The organism is Polaromonas sp. CF318 (assembly GCF_000282655.1).
Taxonomy (GTDB): Bacteria; Pseudomonadota; Gammaproteobacteria; order Burkholderiales; family Burkholderiaceae_C; genus Polaromonas.
Map to the genome: position 1 here is coordinate 1 of NZ_AKIV01000155.1, position 17,796 is coordinate 17,796.

The 17,796-nt window shown below is 69.3% G+C and carries 15 protein-coding genes and 1 pseudogene; 12 read left to right on the plus strand and 4 right to left on the minus strand.

Going from position 1 to position 17,796, the window contains the following annotated elements; genetic code table 11:
* The 10 genes and pseudogenes from PMI15_RS23705 to PMI15_RS23750 all read left to right on the plus strand — a co-directional run.
* Positions 1–1,234: pseudogene (locus tag PMI15_RS23705) on the plus strand (ribonuclease E/G); the annotation flags it as partial.
* A gap of 122 nt (positions 1,235–1,356) precedes the next feature.
* A complete protein-coding gene (locus PMI15_RS23710; protein WP_007875074.1) occupies positions 1,357–1,866 on the plus strand; it encodes an RDD family protein in 510 nt (169 codons plus the stop codon).
* An 11-nt stretch (positions 1,867–1,877) separates the two neighbouring features.
* Positions 1,878–2,594 carry an RDD family protein gene (locus PMI15_RS23715; RefSeq protein ID WP_007875076.1) on the plus strand — a complete coding sequence of 239 codons (717 nt, stop codon included), beginning with the start codon at positions 1,878–1,880 and terminating at the stop codon, positions 2,592–2,594.
* Positions 2,591–3,589, plus strand: a complete 999-nt coding sequence (locus tag PMI15_RS23720) for a stage II sporulation protein M (protein WP_007875078.1) — start codon at positions 2,591–2,593, stop codon at positions 3,587–3,589. The genes PMI15_RS23715 and PMI15_RS23720 overlap by 4 nt, the downstream gene beginning before the upstream one ends.
* Positions 3,579–4,334: a hypothetical protein gene (locus PMI15_RS23725; protein ID WP_007875079.1), complete on the plus strand. Its 756-nt coding sequence runs from the start codon at positions 3,579–3,581 to the stop codon at positions 4,332–4,334. The genes PMI15_RS23720 and PMI15_RS23725 overlap by 11 nt, the downstream gene beginning before the upstream one ends.
* Positions 4,331–5,116, plus strand: coding sequence for a DUF4129 domain-containing protein (locus tag PMI15_RS23730; protein WP_007875080.1), 786 nt, complete (start codon positions 4,331–4,333; stop codon positions 5,114–5,116). The genes PMI15_RS23725 and PMI15_RS23730 overlap by 4 nt, the downstream gene beginning before the upstream one ends.
* A complete protein-coding gene (locus PMI15_RS23735) occupies positions 5,113–6,333 on the plus strand; it encodes a DUF4350 domain-containing protein (RefSeq protein ID WP_007875081.1) in 1,221 nt (406 codons plus the stop codon). Before PMI15_RS23730 ends, PMI15_RS23735 begins: the two co-directional genes overlap by 4 nt.
* 15 nt (positions 6,334–6,348) lie before the next feature.
* Complete coding sequence (locus PMI15_RS23740; protein ID WP_007875082.1) at positions 6,349–7,344, plus strand: MoxR family ATPase; 996 nt, start codon at positions 6,349–6,351, stop codon at positions 7,342–7,344.
* 11 nt (positions 7,345–7,355) lie between these two features.
* Positions 7,356–8,726, plus strand: coding sequence for a DUF58 domain-containing protein (locus PMI15_RS23745; protein WP_007875083.1), 1,371 nt, complete (start codon positions 7,356–7,358; stop codon positions 8,724–8,726).
* Between the two features lie 74 nt (positions 8,727–8,800).
* Positions 8,801–9,343: a DUF805 domain-containing protein gene (locus PMI15_RS23750; protein ID WP_007875086.1), complete on the plus strand. Its 543-nt coding sequence runs from the start codon at positions 8,801–8,803 to the stop codon at positions 9,341–9,343.
* A 16-nt stretch (positions 9,344–9,359) separates the two neighbouring features.
* On the opposite strand, the gene PMI15_RS23755 is transcribed toward PMI15_RS23750, so the two are convergent.
* Genes PMI15_RS23755 through hemC form a run of 4 tightly spaced genes read right to left on the minus strand, consistent with a single transcriptional unit; the run spans position 9,360 to position 13,615 of the window.
* A complete protein-coding gene (locus tag PMI15_RS23755) occupies positions 9,360–10,649 on the minus strand; it encodes a heme biosynthesis HemY N-terminal domain-containing protein (RefSeq protein ID WP_007875088.1) in 1,290 nt (429 codons plus the stop codon).
* A gap of 25 nt (positions 10,650–10,674) precedes the next feature.
* On the minus strand, positions 10,675–11,829 hold the full coding sequence (locus tag PMI15_RS23760; protein WP_007875090.1) for a uroporphyrinogen-III C-methyltransferase: 1,155 nt from the start codon (positions 11,827–11,829) through the stop codon (positions 10,675–10,677).
* Positions 11,826–12,653 (minus strand): uroporphyrinogen-III synthase, encoded by an 828-nt coding sequence (locus tag PMI15_RS23765; RefSeq protein ID WP_007875092.1) that lies wholly within the window; start codon positions 12,651–12,653, stop codon positions 11,826–11,828. The genes PMI15_RS23760 and PMI15_RS23765 overlap by 4 nt, the downstream gene beginning before the upstream one ends.
* A complete protein-coding gene (gene hemC / locus PMI15_RS23770) occupies positions 12,653–13,615 on the minus strand; it encodes a hydroxymethylbilane synthase (protein ID WP_051002046.1) in 963 nt (320 codons plus the stop codon). The genes PMI15_RS23765 and hemC overlap by 1 nt, the downstream gene beginning before the upstream one ends.
* Before the next feature lie 116 nt (positions 13,616–13,731).
* On the opposite strand from hemC, the gene ppc reads away from it, so the two are divergent.
* Entirely contained in the window at positions 13,732–16,617 is a 2,886-nt protein-coding gene (gene ppc, locus PMI15_RS23775) for a phosphoenolpyruvate carboxylase (RefSeq protein ID WP_007875094.1), read from the plus strand.
* A gap of 458 nt (positions 16,618–17,075) precedes the next feature.
* A complete protein-coding gene (locus PMI15_RS23780) occupies positions 17,076–17,699 on the plus strand; it encodes an ATP-binding cassette domain-containing protein (protein WP_369751974.1) in 624 nt (207 codons plus the stop codon).
* The last annotated feature ends 97 nt before the right edge of the window (positions 17,700–17,796 follow it).

The following is a 17,796-nucleotide window of genomic DNA, read 5'->3' on the forward strand; positions in this document are numbered from 1 at the left end:
TGACGGCCGGCGCGGCGGCCGTGGCCGCAGCGAAGGCCGTGGCGAAGGTCGCGAAGCACGCCCCGAAAGCCGTGGCGAACGTGGTGAAGGCCGTGGCGGCGAACGCCGCGAGCGCAATGCCGAAGGCCGCCAGGAACGGCCGGCCGGTGAAGCCCGCCCCGAAGGCGCGAGCGAGCAGCCACGCGGCGAGACGCCCAACCGTGAAGGCCGCGAAGGCGGCCGCAACCGCCGTGAACGCGGCGAGCGAGGCGGTGAACGCAACGGCGAGCGTGGCGAACGCGGTGAACGTATCCAGCGCGACGCCGTTGAGCAGGACCTCGCGCTGGCCAACCAGGCCGCCATGGCAGCCGCCATGGGTGGCGAAGCCGCCGAGCCGCGCCAGGAACGCGCGCCCCAGGACGGTGAACGCCAGGGCAACCGCGAACCGCGTGGCGAGCGCGGCGAAGGCCGCCGTGAACGCGGCGACCGTAACGGCCGCCGTGGCGAGCGCCGCGGCAGCGACCGCCCCGAGGGCGCCGCCGAAGGCCAGAATGCCGGCGCCGGCTTCAACCCCGAGGCCGCAGCGGCACCCGTGCTCGACGAAGCCGGCAATCCCGTCGCTCCCGTGCAGAACGGCCAGGGCGACGAACAGCGCCAGCCGCGCGAGCGCCGCAGCCGCGACCGCTACGGCCGCGACCGCCGCGAACGCGGTGAGAACGGCGAACGCGGCGAGCAGCAGCCCGCCGAAGGCACCGACGCCGGCCAGGCCGGTTTCGCGGAAGTCCAGCAGCAGCCGCAGACCCGCGAAGAACGCGCGCCGGAAGTCGTCGCCAGCTACGCGGCACCCGCGGCCGCTGTAACGCCCGCGGCGCCTTTTGTGCCTGAAGCAGCACCGGCACCCGCCTACACAGCCCCCGTGGCTGTGGCCGCACCGGCGCCCGCACCCGCACCTGTGGCCGTAGCGCAGCCCGCACCGGCCGCCGCGGCCATCAGCCTGCCCAAGGTCCAGACCTACGCGCTGCCCCTTGATGAACTGGCCCAGGTGGCCCAGTCCTCGGGCCTGCAGTGGGTGAACTCCGACGCGGCCAAGATCGCCGAGGCCAAAGCCGCCATCGCCGCCGAGGTCAAGCCGGTGCACGTGCCGCGCGAGCGCCCGCCGCTGGTCGTGGCCGACGAAGGCCCGCTGGTGCTGGTCGAAACCCGGCGCAACCTGGGCGCGATGTCCCTGCCCTTTGAAAAATCGGCGGGCCAGTAAGCGCAGCAGCCCGGCCGCACCAGCGGCCGCTCCCTGAAAAAGGCCCGCTCATGCGGGCTTTTTTTTTGCCTTGAAACAAGCCCTAGAATCAGTCCAACAAAACCGATACAGGAGGGAAGACCATGGACCAGCCCATGCACGACGCGCGCTATGCGCCGCCGCAGGCCACGGTGGCGGATGTCGCCGATGCCAATGAAGGCCCGCAGCTGGCCGGCCGCGTCGAACGGCTTGGCGCCGTCATTCTCGACACGGTTTTCCAGAGCCTGGTGCTCTGGCTGGTGTCGGTGCTGACCCCCTACAACCCCTGGGCCGCGCAAGGAACAGGGGCGTGGTCCTTCAACCCGCTGAGCATGGCCATCGGCGCCTTGATCTTCGTCCTGCTCAACGGTTACCTGCTCGCGACGCGGGGCCAGACCCTGGGCAAGGTCCTGCTCAAGCTGCGCATTGTCCGGCCCTCGGGCGAAGCCGTTTCCCCCACGCGCCTGGCCTTGCGCTACGGCGCGGGCTTTGTGGCCGGCCTCGTCATGGCCGTGGTCTGGGTTTATTCCCTGATCGACTGCCTGATGATCTTTCGCAAGTCCCGCCGCTGCCTGCACGACGAGATCGCGGACACCATCGTCGTCAAGGCCTGAGGCCCCAGCCTGTGGCCAACGCGCGCCTGGACACGATTTACACGGCCGAAACGCCCGAAGGCATCACCCTGTCCCTGCGGCCCGCCGGCATCGTCGCGCGTGGGCTGGCCTACCTGATAGACCTGGCCATACGCGCCTGCCTGTTCATCGCCGTGGCCATTGTGGTCGGCCTGATGGGCAAGGCCGGCGGGGCCGTGCTGCTGCTCGCGTATTTCGGCCTTGAATGGTTTTATCCCGTGGCGTTCGAGCTGACCCGCGCGGCCGCCACCCCCGGCAAGCGGGCCATGGGCCTGCGCGTGGTGATGGATTCCGGCCTGCCGGTGACGCCCGCCGCCTCGCTGACCCGCAACCTGCTGCGCGCCGCCGATTTCATGCCCGCGCTGTTCGGCGCCGGGCTGGTGTCCATGCTCTGGCGGCGCGACAGCAAACGCCTGGGCGACCTGGCCGCCGGCACGCTGGTGGTCTTCACCGATGCCGTCAAGCTGCACGGCGAGGTGCCCCTGTCAGCGCCACTGGCCCCCGCGCGGCCGCTGTCGGCCGCCGAGCAGGCCTCGGTGCTGGCCTGGGCCGGCCGGGCCACGCGGCTGACGCCTGAGCGCCTGGGCGAACTCGCCGCCCTGGCCGAACCGGTGCTGGGCACGGGAGCGCCGGGCAGCAGCGCCACGCAGCGCCTGCTGGGCGTGGCGCAGTGGCTGATGGGCCGGCGCGAGGGAGAGGCCCGGCCATGACGCCCCTGCAGTTTGAAGCGGCCTATGCGCCGCTCTGGAACGAACTCGAGAAGGTCATAGGCGTCGCCGAGACCGAGCGCAGGTTCGACGGCGCGCGGCTGGCCACGCTGTACCGCCGCGTCTGCGAACACCTGGCGCTGGCGCAGGCCCGCGCCTATCCGGTCCACCTGACGCAGCGTCTGGAAGCCCTGACGCAAAGCGCCCACCGGCTGATCTACCGGCGCCACGACTACGGCCTGGCGCGCCTGGGCATGCTGGCGCTGGTCGACTTCCCGCAGGCCGTGCGCGCGCACCGCGCCTACCTGCTGGTGGCGGCCCTGCTGTTCGTGGTGCCGCTGCTGGCCGCGGGCCTGGCCACCTACCGCGATCCGGGTTTCATCCTGCACCTGCTGGATGCGGCACAGGTGCAGCAGTTCGACAGCATGTACAGCGACAGCGCCAAGTCTTTCGGGCGCAACCGCGACGCCAGCGGCGACTGGCAAATGTTCGGCTTTTACGTCATGCACAACATCGGCATAGGCTTTCGCTGTTTCGCCGCCGGCATTTTCGGCGGCATCGGCAGCGCCGGTGTGCTGCTGTTCAACGGCGTGCAGATAGGCGCCGTGGGCGGCTATCTGATCGCCTCGGGCCACGGGCAGAACTTCTGCTCCTTCGTCATCACCCATGGCGCCTTCGAACTGACGGCCATCGTGCTGGCGGGCGCGGCCGGGCTGCGCCTGGGCTACGCCCTGATCGCACCGGGCCGGCACACGCGCCTGGAGGCACTGCGCCTGGCGGCGCGCCACGCCATCGTGGTGGTCTACGGCGTCATCGGCCTGCTGCTGATCGCCGCCGCCGTCGAAGCCTTCTGGTCCTCGGCGCGCTGGGTCACGCCCGCCGTGAAATACGGCGCCGGCGCGGCTTGCTGGGCCCTCGTGCTGGCCTACCTGGGCTGGCAGGGGCGGCCGCGCGCCGGCCAAGCACCCGCGAGCGAAGGGCAGCGCCATGCAGGTTGACGCGCTGGCCGTCGCGCTACGCCCGCGCCCCATGGCCGAAGCCGCCGACCTGGGCGTCGCGCTGGTGCGCCGCCATGCGGCATCCATCTGGCGCACTTTCCTGCCCATGTATGTGGTGGTCATCGCGCTGCTGCTGTGCACCATCGAATTCGCCTACTGGCTGCCCGGCCTGCTTATTTTTTGCCTCAAGCCCTGGTTTGACCGCAGCCTGCTGTTCATCCTGTCGCGCGCGGTGTTCGGCCAGTCCACCCGCTGGAAAGACCTCTGGGAGCATCGCGCCCAGGTGTGGGGCGGGCAACTGCTGCGCACGCTGCTGTGGCGGCGGCTGTCGCCCTGGCGCTCCTACACCCAGGCCATAGAGCAGCTCGAAGGCCAGCGCGGCGGCGCCAGGCGCAAGCGGCGCGACCAGCTGCTGCGCGGGCGGCGCGGCGCGGGCGCGGGCATGCAGCTGATTTTTTCCAACGTCGAGATCGCGCTGGAGTTCGCCCTGCTCTCCATCCTGTTCTGGTTCGCGCCCGAGGGCAGCCTTTCGGAGCTCTGGCGCTGGCTGATCGCCACGGAGTCGACGCTGCAAAGCCTGTGCCTGGCGGTGGTCTACGCCTTTGTCGTCGGGCTGGTCGAACCCTTTTTTGTGGCGGCCGGCTTTGCCATGTACCTGAACCGCCGCGTCGAGCTCGAAGCCTGGGACATCGAGCAGGAATTTCGCCGCGCCTTCACGCCCGCACCGGCAAAGGCCGGCGCATGAGGGCCGCACGCCGTGATGCCCGATGGCGGCAGGCCCTGGCCCGCGTGCTGATCGCTGGCTGCGTGGCCTGGGCGCCGGCCTGGGCCGGTGCGCAGGCCGCAGCACCCGGCGAGCCGCCCTCGCGCCAGCAGGTGAAATCGGCCGTCGAACGGGTTCGCGCCGATCCCAACCTGCCCGGCAGCAAGAGCGAAAAAAGCCTGCGCCTGAAAAGCCAGGACAAAAAGCCCGAGGACAAAAAGAAGGACAGCGACGGTTTCGGCTGGCTCAAGGATTTTGTGACCAGGGTGTCCGAAGCCGCGCGCCTGCTGGTGTGGGCGCTGGGCGCGCTGGCCCTGGCCTGGCTGGTGATCCGCATACGGCGCTGGGCGCAGGTGCGCGCCGGCGGCGGCCGGCACCGCATGGCGCCCCTGCCCAGCCACATCGGCAGCCTGGATATACGCCCCGAAAGCCTGCCCGACGACGTGGGCTCCGCGGTCGCCTCGCTCTGGCAGCGCGGCCAGCGGCGGCCCGCGCTGTCGCTGCTTTACCGCGGCGCGCTCTCGCGCCTGGTGCACCTGCATGCGGTGCCCATACGCAACGCCAGCACCGAAGGCGAATGTGTGGCGCTCAGCGAAGGCCGGCTGGCGCCGCCGTCGCTCGACTTTTTTGCCCGGCTGGTGGCCGCCTGGCAACTGGCGGCCTATGGCGGGCGCCTGCCGCCCACGGCCGGCGTGCTGGCGCTGTGCGCCGAATTTGACGCGCGCCTGGGCGCGCCGGCCGCAGCGGCCAAGGCGGCGCCATGAGGGACCGGCTGATCCTGGTCCTGCTGGCGGTGCTGCTGCTGGCGGGTGGCATCTGGTTGGTGTCGGCCACCGAATGGGTCGACGTCGACGTCCCCACGCCGGCCAAGGGTGAAGCCCTGACCAACCCGCTGTACGCGACCGAAAAACTGCTGGGTGCCCTGGGGGCGAAAGTCGTGCGGCAACAAAGCCTGGACGCCATGCCGCCGCCGCAGGCGCGGCTGGTGCTGGTGTCGCACAACTGGGACCTGTTCCCCGAACGCGTTCAGCGCCTGCGCGCCTGGGTGGCGCAGGGTGGGCACCTGGTCATCCCGGGCTTCCTGGTCCGGCACAAATCGCTCGCGGGCTGGCTGCCCATCACCCAGGAAAACGCGATCCGGCCGCAGACAATCACGCCGGCTCGGCCTTTCGACAAGGCCGCCAAGGACATGGACTGCCGTGCGGTGGAGGAACCCGCCGAGGTCGCGGCCAGCTATGGCGACAGCCGCGTCTTTCGCGTCTGCGGCGCCTACTTCAGTCCCCAGTACCTGCCGGCGAACCGGCTGGCTGCCCCCCTGTGGTCGCTGCGCGGCACGGTCGGGATCGAGGCCGTGCGCGTGCAGGTCGGCCGGGGCACGGTCACCGTGCTCGGCGGATGGGACATGCTGAGCAACAGCAACCTGCTGCGCGCCGACAACGCGCAGGTGGCGGCCGCGGCGCTGCAGGCGCGCGCCGGTGCCGAATTCTGGTTTGTCGCCGAAGAGGCCAGGGAGCCCTTCGCGCCCTGGCTCTGGCACCAGGCCTGGGCGGCGCTGCTGCTGGGCCTGCTGGCCCTGGCGCTGGCCCTGTGGCGCGCCGGCGTGCGCTTCGGGCCGCTGGCGCCGTCCGCCCCCTCCCACAGGCGCTCCATGGCCGAGCAGGTGCGCGGCACCGCGCGCTTTCTGCACATGCACGGGCCGAAAGCACTGCATGCGGCCCAGCTTCGCGCCCTGCACGCGTCAGCCGCGCGGCAACTGCCCCGGTTTTCGCAACTCGAGCCGGCGCGGCGCACCCACGAAATCGCGCGCGCCACCGGCCTGGACGCGCAGCTGCTCGAACGTGCGCAGGCTGACAGGGCCCGCAACCGCGGCACGCTGGCCGCCGACCTCGAACTGCTGGAAACCGCGCGCCGGCGGCTGGACGCGCGCGAGCCCGTCCCGCCGCCCGTTTCATCCACCGCTTCCACCCCTTCTTCATCCTGAAACCGAGAAACCACCATGTCATCGATTCCCAACGACGAACTGATACGCGCGGCCGAATGGCTGCAGACCCTGCGCCATGAAGTCGGCAAGGCCGTGGTCGGCCAGAAGGAAGCCGTCGACCAGACCCTGGTGGCGCTGGTCGCGTCCGGCCACGTGCTGATCGAGGGCGTGCCCGGACTGGGCAAAACACTGCTGGCGCGGGCACTGGCGCAGGCCATGAGCCTGCGCTACGCGCGCGTGCAGTTCACGCCCGACCTGATGCCCTCGGACATCACCGGCCACTCGGTGCTGGACCCGTCGACCCGCGGCGAAGCCGGCATAGGCACGCTGCGCGTGCACCAGGGGCCCGTCTTCACCCATTTGCTGCTGGCCGACGAAATCAACCGCGCGCCGGCCAAGACCCAGAGCGCCTTGCTCGAGGTGATGCAGGAATACCAGGTCACGCTGGAAGGCCGGGCCATGCCGCTGCCGCGTCCCTTCATGGTGATGGCAACGCAAAACCCGATAGACACCGAAGGCACCTACCCCTTGCCCGAGGCGCAGCTGGACCGCTTCCTGCTCAAGATCAACATCGCCTTCCCCAGCCACGCCGAAGAAAAAGCGGTCGTGCAGCTGACCACCGGCCAGCGCGCCGGCAACCAGCTGCCGCTGGACGCGGTCAGGCCCTGCCTGGACGACACCCAGGTGCTGGAGCTGCAGCGCCTGGCCAGCCTGGTGCAGGCGCATGAACAGGTGATTGACTACGCGGTGCGCATCGCGCGCGCCACGCGCGACTGGCCGGGCCTCTCGTCCGGCGCGGGGCCGCGCGGCACCATGGCGCTGGTGCGCGCCGCACGCGCCGGCGCGCTGATGGACGGGCGCGACTTCATCACCCCCGATGACGTGGCGCGCCAGACCCTGCCGGCCCTGCGCCACCGCGTGATGATTTCGCCCGACGCCCAGCTCGAAGGCCTGGGTGTGGACGACCTGCTGCGCAGCGCCCAGGGCAGCGTGCAGGCGCCGCGTCTCTGAGGCCCGGCCGCATGCGCTGGCTGGTGATTCCCACGGCAGGCACGGTCCAGGCGCTGGCCGGCGCCGCCGTGGCCGCTTGCCTGGCCCTGCTTGCGGGCCTGCCGGTGGACACGCTGGCCCTGCTGGCCGGCGCCCTGCTGCTGCCGGCGCTGGCCGGCGCGCTGTTGGACCTCTGGCGCAGCCGGCGCCTGTGGCGCCAGGCACCGCTGCGCATGGAGCGCACGCTGCCCGGCGCCTTTTCGCTGGGCGTGCCCACCGTGCTCACGCTGGTGCTGGTCAACGAAGGCCCGCTGGCCTGGTCCGTGACCGTGTTCGACGAGGTGGACCCGCGCTTTGCCTTCGAGGGCCTGCCGCAATCCCTGACCGTGCCGCCGGCGTCGCGCGCCGAGTTGCGCTACACGGTGACCGCGCGCGAGCGCGGCGTGGCGCTTTTCGGCACCACCCAGCTACGCTGGCGCAGCCGCGGCGGCTGCTTCGAGGTGCAGCAGTCGCTGGGCCAGCCCGGCAAGCTGCGCGTGTACCCCAACTTCGCCGCGCTGGCGCGCTACGCCTGGCTGTCCGGCGACCGGCGACTGGCGCAGATCGGCATCAAGACCTATGTGCAGCGCGGCCTGGGCACCGACTTCCGCCAGCTGGCCGACTACAGGACCGGCGATTCGCTGCGCCACATCGACTGGAAGGCCACGCTGCGCCACCAGCGGCCCATCGTGCGCGAATTCCAGGACGACCGCGACCAGTGCGTCTTCTTCCTGCTCGACTGCGGCCGCCGCATGCGCGCCGACGAAGGCGGGCCGGAGCAGGACGCCGGCCAGGGCGGCAGCCACTTCGACGAGGCCCTCAACGCGCTGATGCTGCTGAGTTATGTGGCCCTCAAGGAGGGCGACGAGGTCGGTGCCATGACCTTCGGCGGCCTGCCGGGGCAGCGCCGCGATTTTGCGCCGCGCAAGGGCACGGCCACGCTCAACGCCCTGATGAACCGCCTGCACGACATACAGCCCGGTGCCATGCATTCGGACTACCTGCTGGCCGCCCAGGAACTGCTGCGCGTGCAGCGCCGGCGCGCGCTGGTCATAGTGCTGACCAACTTCCGCGACGAGGACGCGGCCGAGCTGCGCCCGGCGATCAAGCTGCTGCGCCGCCAGCACCTGGTGCTGGTGGCCAGCCTGCGCGAGCGCGTGCTGGGCCGCATCGCCGGCCAGGCCTTGTCCAGCCCCGCGGACGCGGTGGACGTGGCGGCCGCCCACCTGTTCGCGCAGTCGCGGCGCGACGCCTTCGCGCGCGTGGTCGGCCAGGACCCGCTTTCCATGGACGTGGAGCCGGCGCAGCTGGCCGTCTCGCTGGTCAACCGCTACCACGCGGTCAAGCGCGCAGGCCTGCTGTAAAAAGCGGCACCAGGGGGTCCACAGGCGCCCCGGCAACGGTTATCCTTCGGGTCTCAACAACAGGAGGGATAGCGATGTCCGAAGCAGTGAACCCGTATGCAGCGCCCAAGGCCGTGGTGGACGATGTTTTTGACAACGAGGCGGGCGTGCAGCCCGTCAAGCTGTTTTCGGCCAAAGGGCGGGTCGGCCGGCTGCGCTACCTGGCCTACAACCTGGGCGGCTACCTGCTGATGGTGGTGGCGGCCGTCGTGCTGGGCTTTATTGCCGGCGCCCTCGGTTTCGGCAAGGCGGCCGGCGTGCTCGGCATGCTGGCGACCATCCCCTACTTCATCTTCATCGTGCTGCTGAGCATACAGCGCAGCCACGACATGGGATGGTCCGGCTGGACGATACTGCTGGCCCTGATCCCGCTGGTCGGCCTGGTCTGGCTGTTCAACCCGGGCACCAAGGGCGGCAACCGCTTCGGCGCACCCCCACCGCCCAACACCACGATGGTCAAGATAGGCGGCCTGGCCTTCCCCGTCATCATGGTCATAGGCCTCATCGCCGCCATCGCCCTGCCCGCTTACCAGGGTTATACGCAGCGGGCCAAGGCGGCCCAGATGGTCAAGCCCTGATCCTGAAAAGCGCCGCTCAGATCTGCGCGGCGCGCTTGTAGGCCTGCGCGGCGGCGGCTTCGTCCTCGCGCTGCTCGGCCAGCACGGCCAGCGCGCGCCAGGCGTTGCGGTGCAGCGCCACGTCCTGCAGGGCCGGCGCGGCCTGCGACAGCAGCTGGCGGGCCTTGCCCCAGAGCTGGCGGTTCAGGCAGGCCATGCCCGCCAGGTATTGCAGGTTGGCGTCGCGCGGCCGGCTCAGCTGCGCGGTTTCAATGCGTGCCAGCCAGGCGGCGTCCAGCGAATCCAGGCCGGCCTCCAGCACACCGATCAGCTTGATGCGCAGGTTGTCGCCTATGTCCGAGCGCGGCTGCATCATCGCGTCCCAGACCTGCAGCAGCCAGCTGCGCGCGAGCTCCGGCTCGCCGTGCAGCGCCATCAGGCGCGATGCGGCATGCACCACCAGCTCGGGCATGGCGCGCTCGCTCTGGTCGAGTGAAAACCAGGCCTGCTGCAGCTGCACCGGGTCGTGCGCGTCATTGAGCAGCTCCAACGCCAGGCCGCGGATGATGCTTTGCGCCGCCGCCTGCGAAAACGCGCGGTGCTTGGCCAGCAGGCGCGCGGTTTCCAGCGCTTTCGAAGTCTGCCGCGCATGGCGCGAGGCGCGCAGCTTCATGCGCAGGGCCAGCGTGCGGCGCGACGCGCCCTGCGGCAGTTGGGCCAGCCAGTCGAGCGCGGCGCCCGCATCGCGGTCGTCCAGCGCCCAGCGCGCCGCGCGGAACTGCACGCCCTCGCGCACTTCCTGTGCATGGCGCGGCGCCGAGCTTTTCAGCGCCTGGTGCAGGTGCTGGTCGCGCAGGCCCTTGTTCTGCAGCGACTGCGCGGCCTCGGCCACCAGCAGATGGGCCAGCGCGCGCAGCTGGGCGCCGCGGCTGGAACTGTGGCCGGTCACGTGGCTGTAGTGGTCGGCCAGCGGGCGCAGGCTTTTTTCCTGCGCCAGCGCGTTCTGCGCCGATTTGGTCGAGCGTATGTAGCGCCCGGCCAGCAGGTGGGCCAGCGAATCCATGAGGGCGCCGTACATGGCGCGCTCTTTTTGCTGGGCACGCCAGCGCCGCGCCTCGGCCGGCAGCGAGAACACCGCCGACACCGCGCGCAGCGCCAGGTAGAGCACAAAGAAGAGCGCGGCCAGCAGCATCACCGCCAGGTTGAAGGAAATGTCGACCCGGTGCGGCGGCCAGAAGATGGTGACGACGGCCTGGTTGTTGCCCGCCAACAGCGCCACGGCAACCGCCACGCCAAAAAGGGCCAGTAGCCAGAGGGCGGCGCGCATGCGTGTGTCCTGCCTTTGCGAAGAATCAGCGGCCCGCGGCCGCCGTGGCCAGCGCGGCCATGGTTTCGTCAAGGCGCGGCAGCTCGCTGGTTTTGAGCTGGCCTTGCACCTGGGCCAGCAGCTGGGCCGCGGCCTGGGTTTTGCGCGAGGAAGGATCGAAGTACTTGCCCAGCCAGGCGCCGGCGCTGGCAAGGTCGGCGCGCACCGAGTCGGTCTGGCGCGACAGCAGGGCCAGGCGCGCATTGAGCAGGCGCAGTTTCAGGTTTTCGCGCAGGAAGAAAGACTGCTCGGGCGACAGCAGCGCCGCCTCGGGCTGCTCGATGCGGCTCACGCGCAGCAGCTTGCGGGCTTCATCGCGCAGGTTGTCCAGCGTGCGCTGCGACCAGGCGCTGAGCGAAAGTTTGTCGAACATCCCCTCCGCGGGCTTGTCGGCCGCCGGCGCGCTGGCGCGCGCGGCCGGTGCGGGCACGGCCAGGGCGGGCGCCGCGCGCAAGGGGCTGCTGGCCACCATGGCATTGGCCACCGGCAGGTCGTCGGCCAGGCGGGCCAGTTCGTCGAGTTTGAGCATCAGCACCGGCACGTCGGTCAGCGTCGCGGCCTTGATGCGGTCCATGTCGCGGGCGATGGCGCGCTGCAGGGGGTTCAGGCGCGGCTGTGCGGCGCGCGCCAGGCGCTGGTCGGCCGACTTGAGCGCGGCCAGCAGCGGTTCGGCGCTGCCGGTGAGCTGGGCCTGCTGCTGCGCCAGGCGCAGCGCGGACTCCACGTCCACCACCAGGTTTTCATCACGCGAGCGCGACAGGCTTTGCATCAGTTCTTCAAGCTGGGTGCGCTGCAGGCTGACTTCGCTGATGCGGGTTTCCTGGATGGCCAGCCGCGCCGAGAGTTCGCGCGTGGCCTCCTGGGCCTGGCGCGCCAGCGCGCGCGCTTCGATGGCCTGCGCGCCGGAGTCCAGGCTGCGGCGGGCCAGTTCTTCCTGGATAGTGCCCAGCTTTTGCCACAGCAGGCCGCTGGCCAGCAGGCCCCCGGCCGCCAGCGCGGCCACCCCCAGCGCCCATTTGCGCGGCACCAGCCAGTTGTCGGGTGCCGTGATGTGCGGCTCGGCCACCACCAGAGCGCGCTCCAGCACGGGCTCCTTGTCGGGCGTGGAAGGCGTGGGCTGGGCTATGTGGGGATCGCTCATGGATACAGGGATTCTATCGAGGCCAATGTGTCCCTGATGTCCGTCAGGGCGGGGCGTGACGCCACAACAACACCCCAGCCGGCGGCGCGCACCGCGTCCACAATGCGCGGATGCGTCGCCACCGCGCGGGCGCCGCGCCAGTCGACACCGGCCAGGGCCGGCTGGCCCAGGAGGTTGGCCAGCGCCTCCGAACTGCTGAACAGCCACACCGAGCGGTCCACGCTGGCGGCGCGCGCGCGCTGTAACTGCTGCTCGCTGAGCTGCGGTGCGCGGCGCTGGTATACGCCGACAAAATCCACCTGGGCGCCGGCGCTTTTCCACTTGCGGGCGATCCAGTCGCGCCCCGAGGACGCCGCGCCGCCCGCGGCATCCGGGCTTTCACCGCGCAGCACCAGCACGCGCTTTCCTTGCCAGTCGCGCTGCCCGACCACGGCCCACAGCGCCTCGGAGTCAAATTGCCCGGCGTCGGCGGCCGGCGCATCGACCTGCGCGGCAGACACACCCGCGGCCAGCAGGGCCGCCACGGTGCCGGGCCCGGGCGCCATCAGGCGCAGGGTGGGCGGCAGGCCGCTCGCCAGGGGGGATTTGAAAAAATACGCCACCGCGTTGCCGCTGACAAACATGCAGGCCGCATAGCGATCCAGCGTTTGCCAGGCCCGCGCCAGCGCGCCGGTGTCAAGCGCGGCTGCGATATCGATCAGCGGCAGCGCTTCGGCCGCCAAGCCGGCCTGCCGCAGCTCGCGCACCCAGTGCTGCGCATCCGCCGCGGGGCGCGTCACGATGACGGGGGCCGCACCGGCCGCAGGCGCCGGCATGGGGTGCATCAGGCCTGGCCCTTGCCGGCCCAGACCGCGCCGCCGGCGCGCAATTGCGCCGCCACGGCCTCGCCCAGGGCCTCGGCCTCGGCGAAATTGCGCACCTGGGCGCTTTGTTTTACCTGCACCAAGGGCGCCAAGGGGGCGGCACTGCCGGACGGCGCCTCGGCCGTGGCCGGGTCGCCCCAGGCGGCGCTCAGCTGCATGTTGCCGCCCGCCGCAGCGCCCTGCGTGAAAGCCGCCAGCGGCATGGAGCAGCTGCCGCCCATGGCGCGCGAGACCGTGCGCTCGGCCGTCACGGCCAGCCAGGTCGGCTGGTGCGCCAGCGTGGCCAGCGCGGCCAGCAGGTCGGCGCGGTCGGCGCGCACTTCAATGCCCAATGCGCCCTGACCCGCGGCGGGCAGCATCTGGGCCGGCTCAAAAGTGGCGCGTATGCGCGATTCCAGCCCCAGGCGCTTGAGGCCCGCGGCCGCCAGCACAATGGCCTGGTACTGGCCCTCGTCCAGCTTGCGCAGGCGCGTGTCCAGGTTGCCGCGCAGCGGTTGTATCACCAGGTCGGGCCGCAGGGCCTTGAGCAGCACCAGCCTGCGCAGGCTGGAGGTACCCACCACCGCGCCCTGCGGCAAATCGGCCAGGCCGGCGAATTGGTTAGACACAAAAGCATCGCGCGGGTCCTCACGCTCCAGCACGCAGGCCAGCGCGAAGCCTTCGGGCAGGTCCATGGGCACATCCTTGAGCGAATGCACGGCGATGTCGGCCCGGCCTTCGCTGAGCGCCACCTCGAGCTCCTTGACGAACAGGCCCTTGCCGCCGACCTTGCTCAGCGAGCGGTCCAGGATCTGGTCGCCCTGGGTGGTCATGCCCAGCAGCTCGACCTGCCAGCCCAGGCGCGACTCGAGCAAGGCCTTCACATGCTCGGCCTGCCACATCGCCAGGCGGCTCTCGCGTGTGGCGATGACCACCTTCTTCATATCAGGGGGGTTGGATTCAGACACTGCGGACACTCGTAACCTGCTTGTAATACTTGGGGGAAAGTGAATGCTAGCATGCAGGGCTCAGGACAAAGCTTAAGAACTAGAGGGTAGAGATGGTCACTTCCGCGCGCGCCAAGAAGCTACAACAACACGCCAGCGAGGGCGCCAGGGACGGCGCGACAGCCGCGGCGCCCAAGGCTTCCACCCGCTCGCGGGACAACGAACGCCCCCTGGTCGAAGACATACGCCTGTTGGGCCGCATCCTGGGCGACGTGATCCGCGAACAGGAAGGCGTGGCCGCCTATGAGCTGATCGAGCAGGTGCGCAAGCTCTCCGTCACCTTCCGGCGCGACGCCGACCCCGAAGCCGACAAGGCCCTCAAGAAGCTGCTCAAGGGCCTGTCGGGCGACCAGACGGTCAGCGTGATACGCGCCTTCACCTATTTCAGCCACCTGGCCAACCTGGCCGAAGACCGCCACCACATACGCCGCCGCGCCGTGCATGAGCGCGCAGGCGACACCCAGGAAGGCAGCATCGAAGTGGCGCTGGCCCGCCTGCGCTGGGCCGGCATCTCGACCCGCACCATCTCCAATACGCTGGCGCACAGCTTTGTCTCACCCGTGCTCACCGCCCACCCCACCGAGGTGCAGCGCAAAAGCATCCTGGACGCCGAGCGCGACATCGCCCAGCTGCTGACCGCGCGCGACGACATCAAGGCGCTGGCCCTGGCCCACAACGCCGCCAAGGACGCCCTCACGCCGCGCGAACTGGCCGCCAACGAGGCCCAGCTACGCGCCCGCGTCATGCAGCTGTGGCAAACCCGGCTGCTGCGCTTTTCCAAGCTCACCGTGGCCGACGAGATCGAAAACGCGCTCAGTTATTACGAAGCCACCTTCCTGCGTGAAATCCCCAAGCTGTACGCCAACCTCGAGCGTGAGCTCGGCAACCAGCCGGTGCACAGCTTTTTACGCATGGGCCAGTGGATAGGCGGAGACCGCGACGGCAACCCCAACGTCAGCGCCGACACCCTCAACTACGCGCTGAGCCGGCAGGCCGAGGTGGCGCTGCGCCACTACCTGACCGAGGTCCACTTCCTGGGCGGCGAGCTTTCGCTGTCGGCCATGCTGGTCGATTTCAGCCCCGAGATGCGCGCCCTCGCCGAAAGCTCGCCCGACACCAGCGAGCACCGCAAGGACGAGCCCTACCGCCGCGCCCTGACCGGCGTCTATGCCCGCCTGGCCGCCACGCTCAAAGACCTGACCGGCGGCGACGCCGCGCGCCACGCCGTCGCGCCGCAAAACGCCTACCTGAAGTCCGAGGATTTCCTGGCCGACCTGCGCACCATTGAAGCCTCGCTCAAGGCCCACCACGGCGAGGCCCTGATCGCCCAGCGCCTGCACCCACTGATACGCGCGGTCGAGGTCTTCGGCTTTCACCTGGCCACGGTCGACTTGCGCCAAAGCTCCGACAAGCATGAGGAAGTTGTGGCCGAGCTGCTCGCCGTCGCGCGCATAGAGCCCCACTACGGCAAGCTCGACGAAGCCGCCAGGCGCGCGCTGCTGGTGGGCCTGCTCAACGACGCGCGGCCGCTTCGCGTGGTCGGCAGCGACTATTCGGCCCATGCGCAAAGCGAACTCGCGATTTTTGAAGCCGCCCGCACGGCGCGCGCACGCTTCGGCAAGGAAGCGATTCGCCACTACATCATCAGCCACACCGAAACCGTCAGCGATTTGCTGGAGGTGCTGCTGCTGCAAAAAGAAGTCGGCTTGATGCACGGCACGCTCGACAGCAACGCGACGAACGATTTGATCGTGGTGCCGCTCTTCGAGACCATTGAAGACCTGCGCAATGCCGCGCCCATCATGCGCGAGTTCTACGCCCTGCCCGGCATTGCCCAGCTGGTCAAGCGCAGCGGCGCCGAGCAGGACATCATGCTCGGCTATTCCGACAGCAACAAGGACGGCGGCATCTTCACCAGCAATTGGGAGCTTTACCGCGCCGAGATCGCGCTGGTCGAACTCTTTGACGTACTCGCCAACTCGCACAACATCCAGCTGCGCATGTTCCACGGCCGCGGCGGCACCGTGGGCCGCGGCGGCGGCCCCAGCTACCAGGCCATCCTGGCCCAGCCGCCGGGCACGGTGCGCGGGCAGATACGCCTGACCGAGCAGGGCGAGGTCATAGGCTCCAAATACGCGAACCCCGAAATCGGCAGGCGCAACCTTGAAACCCTGGTCGCCGCCACGCTGGAAGCCACGCTGCTGCAGCCGACCAAACCCGCGACCAAGGCCTTTTTGCAGGCCGCGGCCGAACTCTCGCAGGCCAGCATGGCGGCCTACCGCACGCTGGTCTACGACACCCCGGGCTTTACCGAGTATTTTTTCAGCGCCACGCCGATACGCGAAATCGCCGAGCTCAACATCGGCTCGCGCCCGGCTTCCCGCAAGGCCTCGCAAAAAATCGAAGACCTGCGCGCCATCCCCTGGGGCTTCAGCTGGGGCCAGTGCCGCCTCACCCTGCCCGGTTGGTACGGCTTCGGCTCGGCCATCGCGCACATGCTGGGCCAGGGCGGCACGCCCGCCGCGCGCAAGGAAGCGCTCGCGCTGCTGCAGAAAATGTACAAGCAGTGGCCCTTCTTTCGCACCCTGCTCAGCAACATGGACATGGTGCTGGCCAAGAGCGACCTGGCCCTGGCCTCGCGCTATTCCGAGCTCATGGGCGACGCGCGCCTGCGCAAAAAAATCTTCAGCGCCATCGAGGCCGAATGGCACCTCACGGCCGAGGCCCTGGCCCTGATCACCGGCGAAAAGCAGCGCCTGGCCGGCAACGCCGCGCTGCAGCGCTCCATACGCCACCGTTTCCCCTATATCGACCCGCTGCATCATTTGCAGGTTGAACTGGTGCGGCGCTACAGGGCGGGGCAAGCCGACCAGCGGGTGCAGACGGGTATTCATATTTCTATCAATGGGATTGCGGCGGGGTTGAGGAATACGGGTTAGGACTGGTTTTTTCCAGCGGTAGTTGCCCTGCTGAAGTCGGTTGGCCGGGGGTTGCCCGGCGGCAACTCACTTTTAGCGAAACCCGCAAAGCGGGTTTTCTTTTGTTCGCCAAAAGGCGCGCTATGCGCGCGGGGTTCACTCACTTCGCAAAGCGAAGTTACGTGAACACCAAAAGTAAGCAAAAGGTCACGCAGTGGGGATTCGCTCACTTCGCGAAGCGAAGTTACGCGAATACCAAAAGGCGACCCTGGTGCCTGCGTCCCTTCGCTTCGCTACGGGCAACCTGCGGTGCTCGGTCCAGGCGGGGTCTCGCTAAACTCGCTACGCTGCGCTTCGCTCAGACAACGCGATCCCTGATCCGCCTGAACCTCCGCTCCTCGGCGCATACACAAGGGGACCCGAATACCGGAATACCAAACAGCCGAAGACAAAAACCAAATACCTAAAAACACAAGGACGTGCCCTTGCTCACCATTGAACGCCTCAGCTTCCACTACCCCAAACCCAAGGTGGAGCTTTTCGACAAGCTGTCCATGTCCATTCCGCCAGGCGTCACCCTGGTGCAAGGCGGTGACGGGCGCGGCAAAAGCACCTTGCTCCGCTTGATGGCCGGCACTTTGGAGGCGGATGCGGGGCAGTTGCGACTGAACGGTGTGTCGCTTGGGGAGCAGCCCGAGGCCTACCGGCAGCAACTGTTCTGGATGGAGCCGCGCAGCACCGAGTTCGACCAGCTCACACCGCTGCAGTATTTCGAAACCGTTCGCGGCCGGTACCCCGGTTTTGACGCGAACGTGGTAGGCCTTCTGGTCGAAGGCTTGGGGCTGGAGCCGCATAGGGACAAGCAGCTATTTATGCTGTCCACCGGCTCGAAGCGCAAGGTGTGGCTCGCGGCGGCGTTTGCCTCGGGGGCTGCGCTGTTGTTGCTTGACGAGCCTTTTGCGGCTTTGGATGCGCCCTCGATTACCTTTGTCAAGGAGCTTCTCGGCGAAGTGTCAGCCCGTCCCGACCGGGCCGTGGTGATCGCAGACTATGCCGCGCCCGCCGGGGCGCCACTGGCCAGCGTGGTGGACTTGGGCGACTAAGCGATCCGGTCCAAAGGCTGCTCAAGACGTGATTGTCTTCATCTGTGTAAATCTGCGAAATCTGTGGATAAAAATTCATCCGCAGATTTCGCAGATT

Excerpts from the sequence above, each read along its gene's own strand:
- PMI15_RS23765 (WP_007875092.1), bottom strand. The coding sequence starts at position 12,653 with ATGCACCCCATGCCGGCGCCTGCGGCCGGTGCGGCCCCCGTCATCGTG.
- PMI15_RS23755 (WP_007875088.1), bottom strand. The coding sequence starts at position 10,649 with ATGCGCGCCGCCCTCTGGCTACTGGCCCTTTTTGGCGTGGCGGTTGCC.
- PMI15_RS23745 (WP_007875083.1), top strand. The coding sequence starts at position 7,356 with ATGCGCTGGCTGGTGATTCCCACGGCAGGCACGGTCCAGGCGCTGGCC.
- PMI15_RS23710 (WP_007875074.1), top strand. The coding sequence starts at position 1,357 with ATGGACCAGCCCATGCACGACGCGCGCTATGCGCCGCCGCAGGCCACG.
- ppc (WP_007875094.1), top strand. The coding sequence starts at position 13,732 with ATGGTCACTTCCGCGCGCGCCAAGAAGCTACAACAACACGCCAGCGAG.
- hemC (WP_051002046.1), bottom strand. The coding sequence starts at position 13,615 with ATGAAGAAGGTGGTCATCGCCACACGCGAGAGCCGCCTGGCGATGTGG.
- PMI15_RS23735 (WP_007875081.1), top strand. The coding sequence starts at position 5,113 with ATGAGGGACCGGCTGATCCTGGTCCTGCTGGCGGTGCTGCTGCTGGCG.
- PMI15_RS23725 (WP_007875079.1), top strand. The coding sequence starts at position 3,579 with ATGCAGGTTGACGCGCTGGCCGTCGCGCTACGCCCGCGCCCCATGGCC.
- PMI15_RS23740 (WP_007875082.1), top strand. The coding sequence starts at position 6,349 with ATGTCATCGATTCCCAACGACGAACTGATACGCGCGGCCGAATGGCTG.
- PMI15_RS23760 (WP_007875090.1), bottom strand. The coding sequence starts at position 11,829 with ATGAGCGATCCCCACATAGCCCAGCCCACGCCTTCCACGCCCGACAAG.
- PMI15_RS23730 (WP_007875080.1), top strand. The coding sequence starts at position 4,331 with ATGAGGGCCGCACGCCGTGATGCCCGATGGCGGCAGGCCCTGGCCCGC.
- PMI15_RS23720 (WP_007875078.1), top strand. The coding sequence starts at position 2,591 with ATGACGCCCCTGCAGTTTGAAGCGGCCTATGCGCCGCTCTGGAACGAA.
- PMI15_RS23750 (WP_007875086.1), top strand. The coding sequence starts at position 8,801 with ATGTCCGAAGCAGTGAACCCGTATGCAGCGCCCAAGGCCGTGGTGGAC.